The sequence below is a fragment of the Streptomyces sp. NPDC047869 genome, assembly GCF_040704065.1.
Taxonomy (GTDB): Bacteria; Actinomycetota; Actinomycetes; order Streptomycetales; family Streptomycetaceae; genus Streptomyces.
Window position 1 is genome coordinate 14,480 of record NZ_JBEYRK010000047.1, and the last position, 21,468, is coordinate 35,947.

The following is a 21,468-nucleotide window of genomic DNA, read 5'->3' on the forward strand; positions in this document are numbered from 1 at the left end:
GTGCCTACAGGCCGTACTTCGCCCGGGCCTCCTTCACCGCCGTCGCCTGCACCTCGCCGCGCTTGGCGAGCTGGGCGAGCGCGGCGACGACGATCGACTGGGCGTCGACGCCGAAGTGGCGGCGGGCCGCCTCACGGGTGTCGGAGAGGCCGAAGCCGTCCGCGCCCAGCGAGGACCAGTCCTGCTCCACCCACTGCGCGATCTGGTCCGGGACCTGGCGCATGTAGTCGGAGACGGCCAGGACCGGGCCCTCGGCGCCCTGCAGCGCCTGCCGGACGTACGGCACCCGCTCCTCGCCGCGCAGCAGGGCCGCGTCGGCGTCGAGCGCGTCGCGGCGCAGCTCGCCCCAGGAGGTCGCGGACCACACGTCGGCGGCCACGCCCCACTCCTCGGCCAGCAGCTTCTGCGCGTCGAGGGCCCAGTGGATCGCCGTGCCCGAGCCGAGGAGCTGGATGCGCGGGGCGTTGGCCGGGACGGTCACGCCCGCGGACTCCGCCGTGTTGAAGCGATACAGGCCCTTGACGATGCCCTCGTCGATGCCGGGAGCGGCCGGCTTGGCCGGCTGCGGCAGCGGCTCGTTGTAGACCGTGAGGTAATAGAAGACGTTCTGGTCCTCGCCCGGCTTCGCCTCGCCGTACATCCGGCGCAGACCCTCGCGGACGATCACCGCGACCTCGTAGGCGAAGGCCGGGTCGTAGCTGAGCGCGGCCGGGTTGGTGGCCGCGATCACCGGGGAGTGGCCGTCGGCGTGCTGAAGGCCCTCGCCGGTCAGCGTCGTACGGCCCGCCGTGGCGCCGACCAGGAAGCCGCGGCCGAGCTGGTCGCCGAGCTGCCACATCTGGTCGGCGGTGCGCTGCCAGCCGAACATCGAGTAGAAGATGTAGAACGGGATCATCGCCTCGCCGTGCGTCGCGTACGCGCTGGACGCGGCGATGAAGTCGGCCATCGAACCGGCCTCGGTGATCCCCTCGTTGAGGATCTGGCCGTTCTTGGCCTCCTTGTAGTACATCAGCTGGTCGCGGTCGACCGGCTCGTACGTCTGGCCCTTCGGCGAGTAGATGCCGAGGGAGGGGAAGAGGCTCTCCATGCCGAAGGTGCGCGCCTCGTCCGGGACGATCGGCACCCAGCGCCTACCGGTCTCCTTGTCGCGGACCAGGTCCTTGACCAGGCGGACGAACGCCATGGTGGTGGCGACGTTCTGGGAGCCGGAGCCCTTGTCGAAGGCGGCGAAGGCCTTGTCGGCGGGGGCGGGCAGCGGGGCCAGCGGGTGGACGCGGCGGGCCGGGGCCGGACCGCCGAGGGCCGCGCGGCGCTCCCGGAGGTAGCGGACCTCGGGGGAGTCGGCACCCGGGTGGCCGTAGGGGACCACGCCGTCGGTGAAGTCGCTGTCCTTGATGGGCAGGCCGAGCAGGTCGCGCATCGTCTTGAACTCGTCCACCGAGAGCTTCTTCATCTGGTGGTTGGCGTTCTTCGACGCGAAGCCGCTGCCGAGGGTGTGGCCCTTGACCGTCTGGGCCAGGATCACGGTCGGCGCGCCCTTGTGCTCGACGGCCGCCTTGTACGCGGCGTAGACCTTGCGGGCCTCGTGACCGCCGCGGGACAGGTGGAAGCACTCGAGGATCTTGTCGTCGCTCAGCAGCTTGGCCATCTCCGCCAGCGCCGGGTCGGCGCCGAAGAAGTCCTGGCGGATGTAGGCGGCGTCGCGGGTCTGGTACGTCTGCACCTGCGCGTCCGGCACCTGGCGCAGCCGGCGTACCAGCGCGCCCGTGGTGTCGAGGGCGAACAGCTCGTCCCAGGCCGAGCCCCACAGCGTCTTGACGACGTTCCAGCCGGCGCCGCGGAACTGGGCCTCCAGCTCCTGCACGATCTTGAAGTTGGCGCGGACCGGGCCGTCGAGGCGCTGCAGGTTGCAGTTGATGACGAAGGTGAGGTTGTCCAGTTCCTCACGGGCGGCCAGCGCGAGCGCGGCCGTCGACTCGGGCTCGTCCATCTCGCCGTCGCCCAGGAAGGCCCAGACGTGGGAGGCGGAGACGTCCTTGATACCGCGGTTGGTCAGGTACCGGTTGAAGCGCGCCTGGTAGATCGCGGAGAGCGGGCCGAGGCCCATCGACACCGTCGGGAACTCCCACAGCCAGGGCAGCCGGCGCGGGTGCGGGTACGACGGCAGGCCGTTGCCGCCGGCTTCCTGGCGGAAGTTGTCGAGGTGCGACTCGTCCAGCCGGCCGTCGAGGAAGGCGCGGGCGTAGATGCCGGGGGAGGCGTGGCCCTGGATGTAGAGCTGGTCGCCGGAGCCGTCCTGCTCCTTGCCCCGGAAGAAGTGGTTGAAGCCGGTCTCGTAGAGCCAGGCCGCGGAGGCGAAGGTGGCGATGTGGCCGCCGACGCCGTGCTTCGCGCCGCGGGTCACCATGGCGGCCGCGTTCCAGCGGTTCCAGGCGGTGATCCGGGCCTCCATCTCCGGGTCACCGGGCAGGCCCGGCTCGGCGGAGGTGGGGATGGTGTTGACGTAGTCCGTCTCGAGGAGCTTCGGCAGCGCGACGCCGCCCGCCTCGGCACGCTCCAGCGTGCGCCGCATCAGGTAGGCGGCGCGGTGCGGCCCGGCCTCCCTGGCCACGGCGTCCAGGGAGGCCTGCCATTCGGCGGTCTCCTCCGGGTCGCGGTCCGGGAGCTGGTCGAGCGCGCTCGGCTGGATGGCGTTGGGGTCGGTCATGTCGCCGCCTTCCTCAGTCGAAGGGGGTTCCCTCATCGTTAAGGGTTCGGGGTTGCCCTTGGTCTTTGGCAGGACAGGGCAGGCGGGCCTCGGTGGAGGTCCGCCCGAGACTCTAACTCCGTGATCGATGATCGATCAAAGGTTGGAGGGGGAAAACTTCTCGATATCGAGAAAGTCGGCACGCGGTGCCTTGCGCGGGGGCACCGAGTGTCGTGATCGAAGGGGGTTTTCGCAGGTCGGACGGCGATTGAGCGAGGGTGCGCTCTACTGCGTCAGGCGCGCGGAGCGCAGCCCAGGACGTGAGCCTTCACCAGCTCGGCGATCCGGGGATCACGGCGCTTGAACGCCTGCACCAGCTCCTCGTGCTCCTCCGCGTAGCTCTGCTGGACCGTGCCCAGCCAGCGGATGGACAGCGCCGTGAACACCTCGATGCCCAGGCCCTCCCAGGTGTGCAGCAGCACCGAGTTGTCCGCCGCGCGGACCAGCTCCCGGTGGAAGCCGACCGTGTGGCGCACCTGGGCCGTGCCGTCGGCCGCGCGGTCGGCCTCGTACAGGGCCAGGACGTGCGGCTCCAGGGCCGAGCAGTCCCCGGCGAGGCGGTCGGCCGCCAGCTCCGCCGCGATGGCCTCCAGACCGGCCCGGACGGGGTAGCTCTCCTCGAGGTCGGCGGCGGTGAGGTTGCGGACCCGCACACCCTTGTTGGGGGCCGACTCGATCAGGCGGAGGGACTCCAGCTCGCGCAGGGCCTCCCGCACCGGCGTCTGGCTGACCTCCAGCTCGGTGGCGATCCGCCGCTCCACGATGCGCTCGCCCGGCTGCCAGCGCCCGCTGACGATTCCCTCCACGATGTGCTCGCGGATCTGTTCGCGCAGCGAGTGGACGACGGGCGCGGTCATGGGGGGCTCCTCCCAGGGGCTGACGTTTAGACAATACGGCGGGTTCGCGCCGCGGAGAGGGCGCGCGGGGTGCTTTCACGCAGGTGAGACGAGGCTTACACGGCGCGCACCCCGACAAACGCGAACACCCCGCCCGGAACGCTCCGGACGGGGTGCCGCACTGCCTGATCAGGGAGGTCAGAGGCCGAGCTCGACCTCGAACTCGCCCGCCTCCAGGATCGCCTTGACCGCCGACAGGTAGCGGGCCGCGTCGGCGCCGTCCACCAGACGGTGGTCGTAGGAGAGGGTCAGGTAGGTCATGTCGCGGACGCCGATGACCGTGCCCTCCTCGGTCTCGATGACGGCCGGACGCTTGACCGTGGCACCGATGCCGAGGATCGCGACCTGGTTGGGCGGCACGATGATCGTGTCGAACAGCGCGCCGCGCGAACCGGTGTTGGAGATGGTGAAGGTCGCGCCGGACAGCTCGTCCGGGGTGATCTTGTTGGCGCGGACCTTGCCCGCCAGGTCGGCCGTGGCCTTGGCGATACCCGCGATGTTGAGGTCGCCGGCGCCCTTGATGACCGGGGTCATCAGGCCCTTCTCCGAGTCCACCGCGATGCCGATGTTCTCGGCGTCGAAGTAGGTGATGGTGCCCTCGGCCTCGCTGATCCGGGCGTTGATGACCGGGTGGGCCTTCAGCGCCTGGGCGGCGGCCTTGACGAAGAACGGCATCGGGGAGAGCTTGACGCCCTCACGGGCGGCGAAGGAGTCCTTCGCCTTGCCGCGCAGCTTCATCAGACGGGTGACGTCGACCTCGACGACCGAGGAGAGCTGGGCCTGCTCGTGCAGGGCCTTGACCATGTTGTCGCCGATGACCTTGCGGATGCGGGTCATCTTGACGGTCTGGCCGCGCAGCGGGGAGACCTCGAGCGCCGGGGCCTTCTTGGCGGCGGCCGGGGCGGCGGCGGGGGCCGGCGCGGAGGCGGCCTTCGCGGCCTCGGCGGCGGCGAGGACGTCCTGCTTGCGGATACGGCCACCGACGCCGGTGCCCTTGACGTCGGCCAGGTCGACACCGTTCTCGGCGGCGAGCTTGCGCACCAGCGGGGTCACGTACGCGCCCTCGTCGGTCGCCTGGGTGGCGGTCGGCGCGGTCGGCGCGGTCGCCGGGGTGACCGGAGCCGGGGCCGGCGCGGCCGGCGCGGGGGCCGGAGCCGCGGGCTGGGCCGGGGCCGGAGCAGCGGCGGCCGGAGCCGGGGCGGCGGGGGCCGGAGCCGGGGCGGCGGGAGCGGCCGGGGCCGGAGCCGGGGCAGCGGCGGCGGGCGCCGGGGCCGGGGCGGCCGGAGCCGGAGCGGCGGCCGGGGCGGCACCCGGGGCGCCGATGACGGCGAGCTTGGCGCCGACCTCGGCGGTCTCGTCCTCGTTCACCACGATCTCGAGCAGCACGCCGGAGGCGGGCGCCGGGATCTCGGTGTCGACCTTGTCCGTGGACACCTCGAGCAGCGGCTCGTCGGCCTCGACGGAGTCGCCGACCGACTTCAGCCAGCGGGTGACGGTGCCCTCGGTGACGGACTCACCGAGCGCGGGCAGGACCACGTCGGTCCCCTCGGCGCCACCGGCCGGAGCGGCGGGGGCGGCCGGGGCCTCGGGGGCCGGGGCGGGGGCCGGGGCCTCGGCCGCCGGAGCGGCGGGGGCCTCGGGGGCGGGGGCCTCGGCGGGGGCCGGGGCCGGAGCCGCGGCGGGGGCGCCGGAACCGTCGTCGATGACGGCCAGTTCGGCGCCGACCTCGACGGTCTCGTCCTCGGCGACCTTGATGGAGGCCAGCACGCCGGCGGCGGGCGAGGGGATCTCGGTGTCGACCTTGTCGGTCGACACCTCGAGCAGCGGCTCGTCGGCCTCGACGCGCTCGCCCTCGGCCTTCAGCCAGCGGGTGACAGTGCCCTCGGTGACGCTCTCACCGAGCGCCGGAAGGGTTACGGAAACCGCCATGGTTTCGGTTGCTCCTAACGAATTGCGGAAAGTCTGTGTCGTCGCGCCCGTTGACCGAAGGCTCAGTCGTGGGAGTGCAGCGGCTTGCCGGCCAGCGCCAGGTGCGCCTCGCCGAGGGCCTCGTTCTGCGTCGGGTGGGCGTGGATGAGCTGGGCGACCTCGGCCGGCAGCGCCTCCCAGTTGTAGATCAGCTGGGCCTCGCCGACCTGCTCACCCATGCGGTCGCCGACCATGTGGACGCCGACGACGGCACCGTCCTTCACCTGGACGAGCTTGATCTCGCCCGCGGTGTTGAGGATCTTGCTCTTTCCGTTGCCCGCCAGGTTGTACTTCAGAGCGACGACCTTGTCCGCGCCGTAGATCTCCTTGGCCTTGGCCTCGGTGATACCGACGGAGGCGACCTCCGGGTGGCAGTACGTCACCCGCGGGACACCGTCGTAGTCGATCGGGACGGTCTTCAGACCGGCCAGACGCTCCGCCACCAGGATGCCCTCGGCGAAGCCGACGTGCGCGAGCTGGAGCGTCGGGACCAGGTCACCGACGGCGGAGATGGTCGGAACGTTGGTGCGCATGTACTCGTCGACCAGGACGTAGCCGCGGTCCATGGCGACGCCCTGCTCCTCGTAGCCCAGGCCCTGGGAGACCGGGCCGCGGCCGACGGCGACGAGCAGGACCTCGGCCTCGAACTCCTTGCCGTCGGCGAGGGTGATCTTCACGCCGTCCTGGGTGTACTCGGCCTTCTGGAAGAAGGTGCCCAGGTTGAACTTGATGCCGCGCTTGCGGAAGGCGCGCTCGAGCAGCTTCGAGCTGTTCTCGTCCTCGACCGGGACGAGGTGCTTCAGGCCCTCGACGACCGTGACGTCGGCGCCGAAGGACTTCCACGCCGAGGCGAACTCGACACCGATGACACCGCCGCCCAGGATGATCGCGGACTTCGGCACGCGGTCCAGGACGAGGGCGTGGTCGGAGGAGATGATCCGGTCGCCGTCGATCTCCAGGCCCGGCAGCGACTTCGGCACGGAGCCGGTCGCCAGCAGGACGTGGCGGCCCTGGATCCGCTGGCCGTTCACGTCGACGGAGGTGGGGGAGGACAGCCGGCCCTCACCCTCGATGTACGTCACCTTGCGGGAGGCGACGAGACCCTGCAGGCCCTTGTACAGGCCGGAGATGACACCGTCCTTGTACTTGTGGACCCCGGCGATGTCGATGCCCTCGAAGGTGGCCTTGACGCCGAACTGCGCGCTCTCGCGGGCCTGGTCGGCGACCTCGCCCGCGTGCAGCAGGGCCTTGGTGGGGATGCAACCCCGGTGCAGGCAGGTGCCGCCGACCTTGTCCTTCTCGATCAGGGCGACGTCCAGGCCCAGCTGCGCCCCGCGCAGGGCCGCGGCGTAACCACCGCTACCACCGCCGAGGATCACTAGGTCGAAAACGGTGCTGGCGTCGTTCGCCACGTCACGTCCTCCATGCATGTGCGCCTTGCGCCGATCTCCGATGACCGGCGGGCGGCTGGTGTCCGGCCGCTTGATGCTTCGGCCCTTCGGTGGGGGCCCTGTCCTGCCGGGCTCCATCTTTGCACTTGTTCGAGGCGGACGAGACGCGGGGCCTGAGTGTGAGACACCCCACGTACCCCCGCAATCGAAGGCGAGCGGGGGCGCGGGCGTGGGGACCGGGCGATCGGTCCCCACGCTCCGGCGGCCGCCCCGCGAGGGGGCGGCCCGGGCTACCGGGCGCTCATCAGCCCAGGTCACCCGCGGCAGTCAGCTCGGCGAGCCGCACCAGCGTGCGGACGGCGGAACCGGTGCCGCCCTTCGGGGTGTAGCCGAACGGACCGCCCTCGTTGAACGCGGGACCCGCGATGTCGAGGTGCGCCCAGGTGATCCCCTCGCCCACGAACTCGCGCAGGAAGAGGCCGGCGACCAGTCCGCCGCCCATGCGCTCACCCATGTTGGCGATGTCGGCGACGGACGAGTCCATGCCCTTGCGCAGGTGCTCGGGCAGCGGCATCTGCCACGCGGGCTCGCCGACCTCCTCGGCCGCCTCGTGCAGCGCGGAGCGGAACGCGTCGTCGTTGGCCATGATGCCGAAGGTCCGGCTGCCCAGCGCCAGCACCATCGCGCCGGTCAGCGTGGCGACGTCCACGATCGCGTCCGGCGCCTCCTGCGAGGCCGCCCACAGCGCGTCGGCGAGCACCAGCCGGCCCTCGGCGTCGGTGTTGAGCACCTCGACCGTCTTGCCGCTGTACATGTTCAGCACGTCGCCGGGGCGGACGGCGGAACCCGAGGGCATGTTCTCGGCCAGCGCCAGCCAGCCGGTGACGTTGACCCTGAGGCCCAGCCGGGCGGCGGCGACGACCGCGGCGAACACGGCGGCGGCACCGCTCATGTCGCACTTCATCGTCTCGTTGTGGCCGGCCGGCTTCAGCGAGATGCCGCCCGAGTCGTAGGTGATGCCCTTGCCGACCAGGGCGAGGTGCTTGTCCGCCTTGGGGTGCGAGTAGGACAGCTTGACCAGGCGCGGGGTGGCCGCCGAGCCGCCGCCGACGCCCAGGATGCCGCCGTACCCGCCCTTGACGAGGGCCTTCTCGTCGAGCACCTGGATCTTCAGGCCGTGCTCCTTGGCCGCGCTCTGCGCGACCCCGGCGAACGCCTGCGGGGTGAGGTCGTTCGGCGGCATGTTGATCAGGTCGCGGGCGCGGTTCAGCTCCTCGCAGACCGCGACGGCACGGGCCACGGCGCCCTTGTGGGCGGCGTCGCGCGGCTTGCCGCCGAGCACCACGGCCTCCGCCAGCGGGGCCTTGCCGTTCTTGGCCCGCGCGTCCTTGGCGCTTTCCTTGTACGTGTCGAAGGCGTACGCGCCGAGCAGCACGCCCTCGCCGATCGCGCCGATGGCACCGGGACCGTCGACGGGCAGCGCGAACGCGGCCTTGCGGGCCCCGGTCAGGGCCCGGGCGGCCACGCCGGCGGCCTTGCGCAGGGCCTCCGCGTCGTATCCGGCGTCCTTCTCGGGCTCCGCGCCCAGGCCCACCGCCACCACGAGCGGCGACTTGAAGCCGGCGGGGGCGGGCAGCTTCGTCAGCTCGCCCTCGGCACCGGAGGCACCGAGGGTCTCCAGGACGCCGGCCAGCTTGCCGTCGTAAGCCTTGTCCACGGCCTCGGCGCCCGGCGCGACGACGGGCCCCTTGGCACCCTTGGCGACACCGATCACGATCGCGTCGGCCCGCAGGCCGGGCGCCGCGGAGGTGCTGAGAGTCAGAGCAGTCACGGTGGTGAGATCTCGCTTCCGATGTGAAGTTGCTGTGGCCGAAAAGGGGTGGGTCGACCGGGCCCGACAGCCGACCCTAGGCCCAGGCCTGGAGGCAGGTGGCAACCGGGGCCTTCACCCTGTCGGCGAACACCCGCAACGAGACTACGCGCGTACGCCCGTTCCCTCAGCCCTGTGGGTGGTCCCCGGGCCATGCCCTGGGGTAATCCCTCGGCCATGCCTTCGGGTAATCCCTATCCCCGCAATCCCCGGCACGCAGGGCCACCCCGGCGACCGACGTGCCGGCCAGCCGGTCGGCGAGGGAGCGGCGGCCGGGGGAGAGCACCGGCAGCGCGTTCACCAGGAAGAGCGTCACGGCGGCCGCCCACACCAGCACGGACAGCAGGAGCTGACCCTCGATCAGCGGCACGCAGGCCAGGGCGTACACGGCGACGTCGGCGGCGGTGGTGACGGCGGCCCGGCGCAGCGCCCGGCGGGACAGGCGCGGGGTGACCCGCAGGCCGAGCAGGCCCTTGCCGAGGGTGCGGCCGAGCAGCGCGAGACAGGCCCACTGGTAGAGGAAGGCGGCGAGCACGAGCGCCCCGAAGGCCTCCTCGACGTCCAGCACCGCCTCGTTCCACAGCGAGAGGCCGACCGTCTCGGCGGCGTCGAGGACGTCACCGCGCGAGGTCAGCAGGTCGAAGCCGCCGCGCGTGGCCAGCTCCGGCACGTCGGTGACGAGCGCGGTGATCCGGTGGAAGGTGAGCGCGGCCAGCAGCCAGGCAGCCGTCAGCACCAGCGCGAAGTCGATGAACCAGGCCAGGGCGCGGCGCATGGTGAGCACGGATGATCCCCCGATCGATCCTGTCCGTCCGTGTACGGGCGAAGAGACTAGCGACCGAGGGACAGCACCACGAGGGCGCTCGTCGCGGCCGTCTCCGCGAGCGCGCCGAACACGTCGCCGGTGACTCCGCCGAGGCGCCGGACGCAGTGGCGCAGCAGGAGTTCGGCGGCGGCCAGGGAGAGCACCACGGCGGCCGCGGCGCGCAGGGCCCCGTACGGCCCGAGGGCCGCGCCCCACGCGGCCGAGACGACCGTGACGGCGGCCGCCACGGCCAGCGCGCCCGGCACCGGAACCACCCCGGCGACCGCCGCGCCCAGCCCCTCCGGCCGGGCGGCGGGCACCCCGGTGCGCGCCGCCAGGGTGAGTACCAGCCTGGCCGCGATCGCCGAGGTCAGCGCGGCGGTGGCGCCCCGGGTCCAGGAGTCGCCGTAGAGCTGAGCCAGCGCGGCGACCTGGGCCAGCAGGACGAGCAGGAGGGTGATGACACCGAACGGCCCGATGTCCGACCGCTTCATGATCCGCAGCGCGTCCTCGGCCGGCTTGCCGCTGCCCAGTCCGTCGGCGGTGTCGGCGAGCCCGTCGAGGTGCAGTCCACGGGTCAGCGCGGCCGGTACGGCCACCGAGGCCACGGCGGCGAGCAGCGGGCCGGCGCCCAGCAGGAGCAGCAGCAGTCCGAGCCCGGCCGCGCAGACGCCGACGGCCAGTCCGGCCACGGGGGCGTTCAGCATGCCCCCGCGGGCGGCCTCCCGGTCCCAGCGGTGCACCCGGACGGGCAGCACGGTGAGCGTGCCGAAGGCGAAGCGGAGGCCGTGGAGAGCGGGGGTCCTGGACACCGGCGCAGGGTACCGGGCGCCGGCCCGGCTCCCGGCGGGTGATCGGACGAACGGCACTGAGGGCCGGGGCAATTCCGGGTAATGTGCGCACATGGGGCACTGGTGGGAGCGGAACATCCTGGAGCCGGGCAAGCTCCCGCTGCTGCTCGCCCTCGCCGCCTTCGTGCTGACCTTCGTCGTCACCCGGGTCATCACCCGGCTGATCCGGGCCGGCAAGGGCCCGTTCGGGAACGTCAAGGCGGGCGGGCTGCACATCCACCACGTGGTCCCGGGAGTGGTGCTCACCGTCGTCGGCGGGTTCGGCGCGGTCGCCAGCGGCCGCAACGGCGTCGGCGGGGCCGTCGCGGCCGTGGCCTTCGGAATGGGCGCGGGCCTCGTCCTGGACGAGTTCGCGCTGATCCTGCACCTCGACGACGTCTACTGGACCGCGGAGGGCCGCAAGAGCGTCGAGGCGGTCGTCGTCACCGCCGCCCTGGTGGGCCTGCTGCTGGCCGGCTTCGTGCCGTTCGGCGTCAACGACCTGTCGGAACAGGAACTGCAGGACCGGGGCAGCGTCATCAGCACCATCGCCGTGAACTTCCTCTTCGCGCTGATCGCCCTGAGCAAGGGCAAGGCCCGCCTCGCGGTCTTCGGCGCGGTCGTGCCGCTGGTCGCGCTCGTCGGCGCGATCCGGCTGGCCCGCCCCGGCTCCCTGTGGGCCCGCCGCTTCTACGGCCGCCGCCCCCGCGCCCGCGCCAAGGCCGCCCTGCGCGCGTACCGCCACGACCGCCGCTGGTCCGGCCCCCGCCGCGCAGTCCAGGACTGGATCGGCGGCAAACCCGACCCCCGCCCGACCCGCCTGCCGGGGCCCCACTGAGCGCTCCGCGCGAGGGCGGGACACGGCCCGGTGTTCGTCGCCGCCGGGCCGGGATCGACGCGGTGCTCAGGGGCGGACAGCGGGTGGGGTGGTGCTGGGCTCGGGAGGCGCGACGGCGAGGGTGCGGTGGGTGCGGCGGTGGCGCAGGGCCGCGGACAGACAGAGGGTGCCGACGCCCATCAGGGCGGCCAGGTGCTCCTTGCCGGCCAGGTTCTCCTTCAGCAGCACCTCCACCACCATCGCCGTGGTCACCGCGCCCACCGTGACATGGGCGCCGTAGCGCCAGGCCACGTACACGGCGAGGCCGACCACGGCCGCCGAGGGGCCGGTGTCCACCACCCGTGCATCGGAGGCGGGCAGACCGAACGGGGCGTGCGGGCCGAGGGCGATGCCGATCCGCGCGTACAGCGTCCCGGCGAGCGTGGCGACGTACGCGACCGCCAGCGTGCGCCACCGGCCCAGACAGATCTCGGCGATCCCGAACACGAACAGGATCTGCGCGAGCGCCCCCCACACGGGCAGGTCCAGCGCCGGCACGAACAGCGACAGCGGTGTGCGTAACAGCGCCTGCCACAGCGGGTCCTCCGCCCGCACCGCGCCCGCGTCCTGCACGAGCCGGTACCCCCACGGCTGGTTCTGCGCGTACTGCAGCAGCGTGGTCAGGCCCACCGCCCCGGCCGCCATCGGCGCCGCCCGCAGCCGCCGTTCGCGCAAGGGGTCGCGCACGGCGACGTACAAGGGCCCCCACTCGGCGTGCGCCCAGCGGGCGAGCCTCTCCATCAGGCGTTCCTCATCTGTGCGTCTCCAGATGCCTGCGATGCAGCCATTTCGGCAGCCCCGGCGCTTCCAGAAACCCCTCCGCCCGCGCCGACGCGAGGCCGATGCGCAGCAGGTCCGCGCTCTTCTCGAAGAGCAGGAACCGCGGTTCCCAGATGGGCCGGTACTTGGCGTTGGCGCGGTAGAGCGACTCGATCTGCCACCAGCGGGAGAAGAAGCTGAGCAGCGACCGCCACAGCCTCAGCACCGGACCGGCACCGAGGCGCGCGCCACGTTCGAAGACCGAGCGGAACATCGCGAAGTTCAGTGAGACCTGGGTGATCCCGATCTCCCGGGACCGCCGCAGCAGCTCGATGACCATGAACTCCATCAGCCCGTTGTCGGAGTCCCGGTCCCGCCGCATGAGGTCGAGGGACAGCCCGTGCGGCCCCCAGGGCACGAAGGAGAGCAGCGCCCGCAGCCTGCCCTCGGCATCCGTGCACTCCAGCATCACGCACCGGCCGTCCTCGGGGTCCGCGAGCCGCCCCAGCGCCATGCTGAAGCCGCGCTCGGTGGCCCCGTCCCGCCAGTCGTCGGCGCGCTCCACGAGGTACGCCGTCTCCGCCGCCGGGATGTCCTCGTGCCGCCGGATCCGCACCCGGTACCCGGCCCGCCGCACCCGGTTGTACGCCTGCCGGACGGTCCGCATCGCCCGCCCGTCGAGGGTGAACTCGGCGACCTCCACGATCGCCTCGTCACCGAGTTCCAGCGCGTCCAGGCCGTGCCGGGCGTAGACCGTCCCCGCCTCCTCGCTCGCCCCCATCACGGCCGGGATCCACCCGTGCGCCCGCGCCTCGGTCAGCCACGGCGCGATGGCACCGGGCCACGCCTCCGGGTCGCCGAGCGGATCTCCGGAGGCGAGGCTCACCCCGCCGACGACGCGATAGGCCACGGCCGCCTTCCCGGTCGGCGACCAGACCACGCTCTTCTCCCGGCGCAGCGCGAAGTAGCCGAGCGAGTCCCGCTCCCCGTGCCGCTCCAGCAGCGCCCGCAGCCGCTTCTCGTCGTCCTCGGTGAGCGGGTCCACGGCGCGCCGGGAGCGGAAGGCGGCGTAGAACACGGCCAGGACGAGCACCGTACTGAGCACGTTGACGGCCACGTTGGCCCAGTTGGGCGGGTCGATCCCGGGGAAGCGGCTCTCGTCAGCGGCCACCGAGATCAGCCGCAGCGTGCCGTAGTGCCAGCGCTCCAGGAACGTCGAACGGGCCGCGTCCGGCGCCTGGTTGGTGACGGTGACCAGCACTCCGGCCAGCAGCGAGGCGAGCAGACCGCCGCCCACCGCCACGGTCGCGGCCAGCCGCGGGTTCGACCGGTCACCCTTGGCGTAGAACTCCCGCCGGCCGGCCAGCAGCGCCCCGGTGAAGACGGCCGTGAGCGCCAGTGAGACCCAGTTCTGCGTGTACTGCCGGATCTCCGGGAACGCCATGGCGAAGGCGAACAGGGCGAGGAACGACCCGCTCAGCACCAGGTTCAGGATCCAGGCGGCCCGCTTGCGCCGCCGCATGGTGATCGCCAGGAACGTGGTGAACACGCCCGAGGCGAAGCCGGCGGTGAGCAGATACGGCGTGAAGAAGTTCTCCTGGTTGTGCCGGCGCACGTCCTGCCCCAGCGAAACCCACACCGCGCTCAGGAAGTTGACGAAGGCGACGGCCCGCAGGTACCAGACGGCGAAGGCGGCGGCCCGGCGGGAGGCACCGCCGGACCGCCGCCCCGGTTCGGCCTGCTGCTCCACGGCATTTCGGGCATCTCCCATGAGAGAGGATCATATGTGCGCCCTTGCCGCGAACCGTGCAGCCGACCACGACCGGCTACTCCGTCTCCGGCCCCGCCTTCTCGTCCGTCTCCGGCTCCGCCTTCTCCGGCAGCTCCGCGGCCAGCGCGGCGGCGGCCCGGACCAGCGGCAGCGCCAGCAGCGCCCCCACTCCCTCGCCGACCTTCACGCCCTGCTCCAGCAGCGGTTCCAGTGCCATCCGGTCCAGCGCCTTGGCCTGCCCCGGCTCCCCGCTGTCGTGCCCGGCCAGCCACCAGTCCGGGGCCCGGAACGCGACCCGCTGGGCGACCAGCGCGCACGCGGCGGCCACCACGCCGTCCAGGATCACCGGCAGCTTGCGCACGGCGCTCTGCAGCAGGAACCCGGTCATCGCGGCCAGGTCGGCGCCGCCCACGGTGGCGAGCAGCTGCAACTGGTCCCCGAGGACCGGCCGCGCCCGCCGCAGCGCGTCCCGGATCGCCGCGCACTTGCGCATCCACGCCAGGTCGTCGATCGGCAGCCCGCCCCGCCCGGTCACCACGGAGGCGTCGGTCCCGCACAGCGCCGCGACCAGCACCGCGGCGGCCGTGGTCCCGCCCACGCTCACGTCGCCGAGCACCACCAGGTCCGTTCCCGAGTCGGCCTCCTCGTCGGCGACCGCCACGCCGGCCCGGAACGCCGCCTCGGCCTCGTCCGCGGTGAGCGCGTCCTCGATGTCGATACGGCCGCTGCCGCGTCGCACCCGGTGCCGCACGACGTCCTCCGGGAAGGCCTCGGGCGGGCAGTCCAGCGCCATGTCCACCACACGCACCGGGACGTCCAGCCGGCGCGCGAGCACCGCCACCGGGCTGCCGCCCTCGAGCACCGCCCGCACCAGCCGCTCGGCGCCGCCCGCCGGGCGTGCGGAGACACCGAGCTCCGCGACACCGTGATCACCGGCGAAGAGCACCACGCGCGGCCGTTCGACCGGCCGTACGGGTACGGCGCCCTGCGCGGCGGACAGCCACTCGCCCAGCTCGTCCAGCCGCCCGAGCGACCCGGGCGGCACGATCTGGCGCTCGCGCCGGGCCTCGGCGTCACGGCGAACGCCCCCGTCCGGGCGCTCGATCAGATCGGTGAAGTCGTCCAGTTCAAGGCTGCTCATTCGCCGAACAGTACCGGCAGCGGACGAAGGCTCCGGCGCCACATCGCCACCACACGGTGACGGCGTCTTTGCACCTGGGATCGGTATCCCATACGTTCCGGTTTGCCGCGGAATGTCGCCCTGGGAGCCGTCCATGCAGCCCTCGCTCTCCACCACGCAGGTCACCGAGCCCTACGACCCCTTCCTGGAACCGCGCCGCGGGGACTGCCCCTGGTGCGGTTCCCGGCACCTGCGGACCCGGGTGCGCGCCTCCGACCCGCTGCGGCACCGGCCGGGCAGTCACGTCCTCGACGAGTGCGGCGACTGCGCCCACGTCTTCCAGAACCCCCGGCTCACGGCGGAGGGCTTCGCCTTCTACCACCGGGACTCCTACGAGAGAGAGCTGGAGGAGTTCGCCGAGCGGCTCCGCTCCGCCCGCACGGTCCGCCGCCGCCACCGCGCCGCCGCCCACGCGCTGTCGGCGCTGCCCGACCCGGAGAGCTGGCTGGACGTGGGCACGGGACACGCCCACTTCCCCGAGGCGGCGAAGGAGTTCTTCCCGTACACCAGCTTCGACGGCCTGGACCCGACCGCCCGCGTCGAACAGGCCCTGCTGGACGGCCGCGTCGAGGAGGCCCACCGCGGCTACCTGAGCACCCCCGGCACGGCGGCCCGCCTGCGCGCCCGCTACGACGTGGTCAGCATGTTCCACCACCTGCAGCACGCCCCGGAGCCGCGCGCCGAACTCCGCGCCGCCCTCACCGTCCTGCGCCCCGGCGGCCACCTCGTGGTCGAAGTCCCCGACCCGCGCTGCGCGTTCGCCCCGCTCCTCGGCAGGTGGTGGTGGTCCTACGGCCAGCCCCGCCACCTGCACCTGCTGCCCCTGGCCAACCTCCGCGCGGAGCTGGAACGGCAGGGCTGCGCGATCCTCGTCACCGACCGCAGCGCCCCCCACGCCCCCTACGACCTGTCGGCGGCCCTCACCCTGGCCGTGTCCCGCACCCACCCCCTCCTGCGAGCCGCGGCGGCCCCCCTGACCGACCTGGCCTGGGCCCTGGACCACGCCCTGGCCCCCCTGACCCGTCACACCCCCTTCTCCAACGCCTACCGCCTCGTGGCCCGCAAGATCACGCCGTAGCCGCGTACCCGCGCGGTCCGGCACGGCACCGGGCATCCACTCAGCCCCGCAGCACCAGAGCCTGGCCCGCCACGACCAGCAGGACCTGCTCGCACTCACCCGCGAACCCCGCGTTCAGCCGCCCCAGCTCATCCCGGTACCGCCGCCCGGAGGCAGTCGCCGGCACGATCCCCGACCCCACCTCGTTGGACACCGCGACCACGGTCCGCCGAGCGCCCCGCACCGCCTCCGTCAACTCCCGCACCCGCGCGCGCAGCGCCTTCTCCCCGCCACCCGCCCATTCCGCGTCGTCCCACGCCCCCACGGAGTCCATGACGTCCGTCAGCCACAGCGACAGACAGTCGATCAGCACCGGCGGCCCGTCCTCGGCCAGCAGCGGCACCAGGTCCGTCGTCTCCGTCGTACGCCACGACCCCGGCCGCCGCTCCCGGTGCGCGGCCACCCGCGCCGCCCACTCGGTGTCCCCGCCGCGCGTCCCGCCCGTGGCCACGTACAGCACGTCCGGGAACGCCTCCAGACGCCGTTCGGCCTCCACCGACTTGCCCGAGCGCGCCCCGCCGAGCACCAGCGTCCGGCGCGGCACGTCCGGCACGTCCTCGTACGCCCCGACCATCAGCGTCGTACCGTCCGGGACCGCCCGCGCTCCCGCCGCCGCGAGTCGCCGCCGCAGCTCCGCGCCCTGCGGCACGTCGTGGTCGAGGTGCACGGCGACGACGTCCGTCGTCGGGTCCACGGAACCCACCGCCCGCAGCCGGGCCAGCGCGTCCGGGCGTCCCACGACGTCGGCGAGGACCATCTGGTACGACTCCGCCGTCGCCTCCTCCAGTCCGGCCGGCGCCCCGCCCGGCGGCAGGTACAGCAGCCGCTGCCCGTCCGGACCGGTCACCGCGTACCCGGTGCCGCCCGCGTCCATCGCCACCGCCCGCACCCGATGCCCCGTCAGCAGCGCCAACTCCCGCCCGTCCGGCACCCGGCCGGGCTGCGGCACCCCGGCGGGCACCTCCATCGCCGGCCCGTCGTGCGGATGCGACAGCAGCACCTGCCGTACCCCGCCCAGCGAATGCCCGGACCGCGCGGCCGCGAACGCCGCGCCCGGCGTCAGATCGAGCAGCAGGGCCCCGTCCACGAGCAGCGCGGTGGCCGCCCGCGCCTCGGGGCCCAGCGCGGTCGCGCAGACGGCGCAGGGACAGTCGGGGCGGGGCAGTCCCGCTGGGGTACCGGTGCCGAGCAGAGTGACTTCCACGGACCGATTTTCACCCGTCCCAGCAGGTCTTGCGCTTCCGGCTAGTCTTCCGGGGCAGAGTTGGATCAGAGGAGGCCCATATGACGGCATGGACGTGGCGGTTCGAGAAGGCCGACGGGACGGAGGTCCAGCCCGCGGTGCAGCCGGAGGAGTTCACGACCCAGGGGGACGCGGAGTCCTGGATCGGTGAGCACTGGAAGGCGCTGGAGGAGGGCGGCGCCGACCAGGTGCGGCTGTTCGAGGAGACCAGCGAGATCTACGGCCCGATGAGCCTGCACGCCGAGGCGTCGTAATCCGGCCGGGGTGTGAGGAGGGGTTCGCCACCACCCTCCTCACTGCCACCCCGCCCCGCTCACTGCTCACTGCTCACTGCTCACTGCTCACCCAGTGTCACCTCCACCGTCTTCGCCGCACCGTCGCGCTGGAAGGTGACCGGGATCCGCTGCCCCGGCCGCCGGGTCGCCAGCGCCTCGGAGAGCGCGGTGGCGGAGCTGACCGGTGTGCGGTCCACCCTGGTGATCACATCGCCGGGCCGCAGTCCCGCCCGCTCGGCCGCGCCGCCGCCGACGGCGGTCACCACCGCGACCCCGGCGGGCCGGTAGCCGTCGTCCACGACGCTGCGCACGGTGACGCCGAGCGCGGCCCGCCCCGAGTCGACGACCTTGCCGTGCCTGACGATCTGGTCGGCGACCTTCCGCACCATCGACGCCGGGATGGCGAAGCCGATGCCGGGGGCCGCGCCGCCCCCGAGGCCGGGATCGGAAGCGGCGAGCGTCGGAATACCGATGACCTGCCCGTCGAGGTTCACCAGCGCCCCGCCGCTGTTGCCCGGGTTGATGGCGGCCGACGTCTGCACCATGTTCGCGATGGTGGCGCCCGGGCCCCCGTCCGCGCCGCCCTCGCTGACGGTCCGGCCGGTCGCCGAGACGATACCCTGCGTCACGCTGGACGACAGTCCGAGCGGCGATCCCATGGCCAGCACCATATGGCCGACCTGTACGGTCCCGGAGTCCCCGAACACCGCCGCCCGCAGCCCGGCCGGCACCCGGTCCAGCTTGATCACCGCGAGGTCCTGCTCGGGGTACGAGTACACCAGGCTCGCGGTGAGCGGCTCCTCGCTGTTGGCCGTGGTCACCCGGAAGGTCCTCTCGGACCCGACCACGTGCGCGTTGGTGACGATGTGTCCCTGGCCGTCGTACACCACCCCGGAGCCCAGATCACGGCTCGCCCGGATCTGCACGACCGACGGCAGGACCTCCCTGATCACCTTCAGGTACCGGCCCTGCACGTCGTCCAGCGCCAGCGGGAGCGCCGCCCGGTCGGACGCGCCGGGCCGCTCCACCGGCTTCGCCGACGCCGTGCAGCCGGCCACGAGCAGCACGGCACAGCCCAGCGCGGGGACACGTACGCCCCACCGGCGGGCACGGGCAAGGGAACCGTCCATGCCCCGAGTGTTTCCACGGGGAACGCCCCGGGCCCGCCCGATACGCCCGAACGGACCCGCACACCGCCGGTGCCTGACGGCCGTGTACCGCGCCGTACGGCCCTAGCCGCGCACCCCGCACAGATGCAGCAGCGCCGCGACCGAGCGATAGGGGTCCGTGCGGCCGGCCCGCTCCTCGGCCGCCAGCAGGGTCCGCAGGTCGTCCGGGATCTCCGCGTCGTCCGCCGCCGTGTCGGTGAAGACGCGTACGCCGTACCAGGCGTGCAGCGGGGCGGCGATGCCGGCCAGGGTGGCGGTGAGGGCCGACAGCCGGTCGGCCCGTACGTCGAGGCCTAGGCGGTTGCGGTAGGAGGTGGCGCCGAAGGCGGCCACCGTGCCCGCCCAGTCGCCGGACAGCCCCGGCCGCATGGCGAGCGCGTCGCCGTTGCGCACCAGGAGGGACAGCAGCCCGCCGGGGGCGAGCATCCGGGCCAGGCCGGCCACCAGCGGGTCGGGCTCCTCCACGTACATCAGTACGCCGTGGCACAGCACGACGTCGAAGCTGCCGGGCAGGAAGTGCACCCCGGTGTCCCGGCCGTCGCCCTGCACCAGCCGGACCCGCTCGCGGATGCCCTCGGGCTCACCGGCAAGGGCCCGGCGCGCGGTCGCGATCATCGTCGCGTCCTGCTCGACACCGGTCACCTGGTGACCGAGCCGGGCCAGCCGCAGGGCCTGCGTGCCCTGGCCCATCCCCACGTCGAGCACCCGCAGCCGCTGCCCGACCGGGAACCGCCCGGCTATCTGCTCGTCGAGCTGCCGGGCGACCAGCTCCTGTCGTACGACATCACGCAGCCCGCCCAGCTTGTTCAGCCAGGCATCGGCCGCACCCCCGGTGAAAGCGTCTGCGCTCAGGGCCGCTCTCCGCGCTTGACCTGCGGCTTGGGCAGCCGGAGCCGGCGCATCTGCAGCGAGCGCATCAGACCGTAGGCGACCGCGCCCCGGCGGTTCTGGTCGGGGAAGCGCTCGGCCAGCCGCTTCTTCAGCCGGAGGCCGCTGATCACCGCGTCCACCACGATCAGCACGATCACCACGGCCCACAGCCACAGCGCCAGCGCCTGGATCGACGGCACCCGCACCACGCTCAGCACCAGGATCACCACGGCGAAGGGCAGGAAGAACTCCGCCATGTTGAACCGCGAGTCCACCCAGTCGCGCGCGAACCTGCGGACCGGGCCCTTGTCGCGGGCCGGCAGGTAGCGCTCGTCGCCGCCGGCCAGCGCCTGGCGCTGCCGGTCCAGCGCCTGACGGCGCTCCTCGCGCTGACGCTTGGCGGCGTCCTTGCGGGTCGTCGGCGTACTGGCGACGCTGCGGCGCTGGGACTGGGCCTCACTGCGCTTGGGAGTGGGCCTGCCCTTGGGGGCCTGCGGGTCACGGGGCTGCTTGGAGAAGTTCACGGCCGCCTTGTCGGCGGACGCCTTCTCTTCCTTGGCACGGCTACGGAACACAAAACCCAAGGGTACGGGCTGCACCGGCATGGACCCCAGCCCGGCCGGGAACGATCCGGCAACACCGGACGTCTGTAGGGGGACAGAGGGGACGTCGCGGACGTCGCACAGGGAGGCCACCGGAAGGGCCCGAGCGGCCCGCCCCGGGGATCACCTACTCCTCACGCCGGAGTGGTGGAGCCCGCAGTCGTCCTTGGGGATGAGCGCATCGGTCCCCGAACAGTGCGGTAATGGAGTCAGGGCCCGTACTGTGGGTTCTGTCGCTGGATCGGTGAGCCGGAGTCCGTCAGAAGGGGGCGCGCGAAGCCCATGAGCGGTGTCATGAAGCGTATGGGGATGATCTTCCGCGCGAAGGCGAACAAGGCCCTTGACCGGGCCGAGGACCCTCGCGAGACCCTCGATTACTCGTACCAGAAGCAGCTCGAGCTGCTCCAGAAGGTGCGCCGCGGGGTCGCCGACGTGGCGACGTCCCGCAAGCGCCTGGAACTCCAGCTCAACCAGTTGCAGCAGCAGTCCACCAAGCTGGAGGACCAGGGCCGCAAGGCGCTCGCGCTGGGCCGTGAGGACCTGGCCCGCGAGGCGCTGTCCCGCCGCGCCGCCCTCCAGCAGCAGGTCACCGACCTCGAGACGCAGCACTCCACCCTCCAGGGCGAGGAGGAGAAGCTCACTCTCGCGGCCCAGCGGCTGCAGGCCAAGGTGGACGCCTTCCGGACGAAGAAGGAGACCATCAAGGCCACCTACACCGCCGCCCAGGCCCAGACCCGCATCGGGGAGGCCTTCTCCGGCATCTCCGAGGAGATGGGTGACGTCGGCCTCGCCATCCAGCGCGCCGAGGACAAGACCGCCCAGCTCCAGGCCCGGGCCGGCGCCATCGACGAACTGCTCGCCTCGGGCGCCCTCGACGACCCCTCCGGCATGGCCAAGGACGACATCCAGGCCGAGCTGGACCGGCTCTCGGGTGGTACGGATGTAGAGCTGGAACTGCAGCGCATGAAGGCCGAGCTGGCCGGTGGCTCCCCGCAGCAGGCCATCGAGGGCGGCACCGGCCAGGCACAGTCCCAGCAGCAGCCGCAGGACACCCCGCGCTTCGACAAGCAGTAGTCCGGCGCCGGGACCCCGAGCCGAG

At 72.9% G+C, this 21,468-nt stretch carries 18 protein-coding genes; 4 read left to right on the forward strand and 14 right to left on the reverse strand.

What is annotated here, in order from left to right; translation table 11 throughout:
* Positions 1–4: 4 nt before the first annotated feature.
* The 7 genes from aceE to AB0924_RS36510 all read right to left on the reverse strand — a co-directional run bounded on the left by aceE (position 5) and on the right by AB0924_RS36510 (position 10,488).
* Positions 5–2,707: a pyruvate dehydrogenase (acetyl-transferring), homodimeric type gene (aceE, locus tag AB0924_RS36480; protein ID WP_366913747.1), complete on the reverse strand. Its 2,703-nt coding sequence runs from the start codon at positions 2,705–2,707 to the stop codon at positions 5–7.
* Positions 2,708–2,979: 272 nt separating this feature from the next.
* Complete coding sequence (locus AB0924_RS36485; protein WP_358939097.1) at positions 2,980–3,603, reverse strand: GntR family transcriptional regulator; 624 nt, start codon at positions 3,601–3,603, stop codon at positions 2,980–2,982.
* Positions 3,604–3,780: 177 nt separating this feature from the next.
* Entirely contained in the window at positions 3,781–5,571 is a 1,791-nt protein-coding gene (sucB, locus tag AB0924_RS36490; protein ID WP_366913748.1) for a 2-oxoglutarate dehydrogenase, E2 component, dihydrolipoamide succinyltransferase, read from the reverse strand.
* A gap of 62 nt (positions 5,572–5,633) precedes the next feature.
* On the reverse strand, positions 5,634–7,022 hold the full coding sequence (gene lpdA, locus AB0924_RS36495) for a dihydrolipoyl dehydrogenase (protein ID WP_199210267.1): 1,389 nt from the start codon (positions 7,020–7,022) through the stop codon (positions 5,634–5,636).
* A gap of 283 nt (positions 7,023–7,305) precedes the next feature.
* Positions 7,306–8,832 (reverse strand): leucyl aminopeptidase, encoded by a 1,527-nt coding sequence (locus AB0924_RS36500; RefSeq protein ID WP_358939092.1) that lies wholly within the window; start codon positions 8,830–8,832, stop codon positions 7,306–7,308.
* Between the two features lie 166 nt (positions 8,833–8,998).
* Positions 8,999–9,646 carry an RDD family protein gene (locus AB0924_RS36505; RefSeq protein ID WP_366913757.1) on the reverse strand — a complete coding sequence of 216 codons (648 nt, stop codon included), beginning with the start codon at positions 9,644–9,646 and terminating at the stop codon, positions 8,999–9,001.
* Positions 9,647–9,702: 56 nt separating this feature from the next.
* The gene (locus tag AB0924_RS36510; RefSeq protein WP_358939090.1) at positions 9,703–10,488 is read right to left on the reverse strand and encodes an adenosylcobinamide-GDP ribazoletransferase; all 786 of its coding nucleotides are present in this window, start codon (positions 10,486–10,488) and stop codon (positions 9,703–9,705) included.
* Positions 10,489–10,579: 91 nt separating this feature from the next.
* On the opposite strand from AB0924_RS36510, the gene AB0924_RS36515 reads away from it, so the two are divergent.
* Positions 10,580–11,344 carry a hypothetical protein gene (locus AB0924_RS36515; protein ID WP_358939088.1) on the forward strand — a complete coding sequence of 255 codons (765 nt, stop codon included), beginning with the start codon at positions 10,580–10,582 and terminating at the stop codon, positions 11,342–11,344.
* 66 nt (positions 11,345–11,410) lie between these two features.
* Here AB0924_RS36515 and AB0924_RS36520 read toward each other — a convergent pair whose 3' ends face one another.
* From AB0924_RS36520 to cobT, 3 genes are read right to left on the reverse strand one after another with little or no spacing between them, the layout of a single operon-like run.
* Complete coding sequence (locus tag AB0924_RS36520) at positions 11,411–12,124, reverse strand: hypothetical protein (RefSeq protein WP_366913749.1); 714 nt, start codon at positions 12,122–12,124, stop codon at positions 11,411–11,413.
* A 10-nt stretch (positions 12,125–12,134) separates the two neighbouring features.
* Positions 12,135–13,913, reverse strand: coding sequence for a phosphatidylglycerol lysyltransferase domain-containing protein (locus AB0924_RS36525; protein ID WP_358939084.1), 1,779 nt, complete (start codon positions 13,911–13,913; stop codon positions 12,135–12,137).
* Positions 13,914–13,968: 55 nt separating this feature from the next.
* Positions 13,969–15,054 (reverse strand): nicotinate-nucleotide--dimethylbenzimidazole phosphoribosyltransferase, encoded by a 1,086-nt coding sequence (gene cobT / locus AB0924_RS36530; RefSeq protein WP_358939082.1) that lies wholly within the window; start codon positions 15,052–15,054, stop codon positions 13,969–13,971.
* A 133-nt stretch (positions 15,055–15,187) separates the two neighbouring features.
* Between cobT and AB0924_RS36535 the strand changes: the two genes are divergently transcribed.
* Complete coding sequence (locus AB0924_RS36535; protein WP_366913750.1) at positions 15,188–16,171, forward strand: class I SAM-dependent methyltransferase; 984 nt, start codon at positions 15,188–15,190, stop codon at positions 16,169–16,171.
* A gap of 40 nt (positions 16,172–16,211) precedes the next feature.
* Here the strand turns inward: AB0924_RS36535 and AB0924_RS36540 are convergent, their stop codons facing one another.
* A complete protein-coding gene (locus AB0924_RS36540) occupies positions 16,212–17,414 on the reverse strand; it encodes a bifunctional adenosylcobinamide kinase/adenosylcobinamide-phosphate guanylyltransferase (RefSeq protein WP_358939078.1) in 1,203 nt (400 codons plus the stop codon).
* A gap of 80 nt (positions 17,415–17,494) precedes the next feature.
* Here AB0924_RS36540 and AB0924_RS36545 point away from each other — a divergent pair, with 80 nt between their 5' ends.
* A complete protein-coding gene (locus AB0924_RS36545; RefSeq protein ID WP_199210263.1) occupies positions 17,495–17,707 on the forward strand; it encodes a hypothetical protein in 213 nt (70 codons plus the stop codon).
* Between the two features lie 80 nt (positions 17,708–17,787).
* Here the strand turns inward: AB0924_RS36545 and AB0924_RS36550 are convergent, their stop codons facing one another.
* The 3 genes from AB0924_RS36550 to AB0924_RS36560 all read right to left on the reverse strand — a co-directional run bounded on the left by AB0924_RS36550 (position 17,788) and on the right by AB0924_RS36560 (position 20,372).
* On the reverse strand, positions 17,788–18,858 hold the full coding sequence (locus tag AB0924_RS36550; protein WP_366913751.1) for a trypsin-like peptidase domain-containing protein: 1,071 nt from the start codon (positions 18,856–18,858) through the stop codon (positions 17,788–17,790).
* Between the two features lie 102 nt (positions 18,859–18,960).
* Positions 18,961–19,665, reverse strand: coding sequence for a methyltransferase domain-containing protein (locus tag AB0924_RS36555; RefSeq protein ID WP_358939128.1), 705 nt, complete (start codon positions 19,663–19,665; stop codon positions 18,961–18,963).
* An 80-nt stretch (positions 19,666–19,745) separates the two neighbouring features.
* Positions 19,746–20,372: a DUF3043 domain-containing protein gene (locus AB0924_RS36560; RefSeq protein ID WP_358939074.1), complete on the reverse strand. Its 627-nt coding sequence runs from the start codon at positions 20,370–20,372 to the stop codon at positions 19,746–19,748.
* Between the two features lie 279 nt (positions 20,373–20,651).
* Here AB0924_RS36560 and AB0924_RS36565 point away from each other — a divergent pair, with 279 nt between their 5' ends.
* Complete coding sequence (locus AB0924_RS36565; RefSeq protein ID WP_199210260.1) at positions 20,652–21,443, forward strand: PspA/IM30 family protein; 792 nt, start codon at positions 20,652–20,654, stop codon at positions 21,441–21,443.
* Positions 21,444–21,468 lie beyond the last annotated feature (25 nt).

Coding starts and splice junctions, on each gene's coding strand:
- AB0924_RS36565 (WP_199210260.1), top strand. CDS start 20,652: ATGAGCGGTGTCATGAAGCGTATGGGGATGATCTTCCGCGCGAAGGCG.
- AB0924_RS36545 (WP_199210263.1), top strand. CDS start 17,495: ATGACGGCATGGACGTGGCGGTTCGAGAAGGCCGACGGGACGGAGGTC.
- cobT (WP_358939082.1), bottom strand. CDS start 15,054: ATGAGCAGCCTTGAACTGGACGACTTCACCGATCTGATCGAGCGCCCG.
- AB0924_RS36505 (WP_366913757.1), bottom strand. CDS start 9,646: ATGCGCCGCGCCCTGGCCTGGTTCATCGACTTCGCGCTGGTGCTGACG.
- sucB (WP_366913748.1), bottom strand. CDS start 5,571: ATGGCGGTTTCCGTAACCCTTCCGGCGCTCGGTGAGAGCGTCACCGAG.
- AB0924_RS36535 (WP_366913750.1), top strand. CDS start 15,188: ATGCAGCCCTCGCTCTCCACCACGCAGGTCACCGAGCCCTACGACCCC.
- AB0924_RS36550 (WP_366913751.1), bottom strand. CDS start 18,858: ATGGACGGTTCCCTTGCCCGTGCCCGCCGGTGGGGCGTACGTGTCCCC.
- AB0924_RS36515 (WP_358939088.1), top strand. CDS start 10,580: ATGGGGCACTGGTGGGAGCGGAACATCCTGGAGCCGGGCAAGCTCCCG.
- AB0924_RS36560 (WP_358939074.1), bottom strand. CDS start 20,372: ATGCCGGTGCAGCCCGTACCCTTGGGTTTTGTGTTCCGTAGCCGTGCC.
- AB0924_RS36485 (WP_358939097.1), bottom strand. CDS start 3,603: ATGACCGCGCCCGTCGTCCACTCGCTGCGCGAACAGATCCGCGAGCAC.
- aceE (WP_366913747.1), bottom strand. CDS start 2,707: ATGACCGACCCCAACGCCATCCAGCCGAGCGCGCTCGACCAGCTCCCG.
- AB0924_RS36520 (WP_366913749.1), bottom strand. CDS start 12,124: ATGGAGAGGCTCGCCCGCTGGGCGCACGCCGAGTGGGGGCCCTTGTAC.
- AB0924_RS36525 (WP_358939084.1), bottom strand. CDS start 13,913: ATGGGAGATGCCCGAAATGCCGTGGAGCAGCAGGCCGAACCGGGGCGG.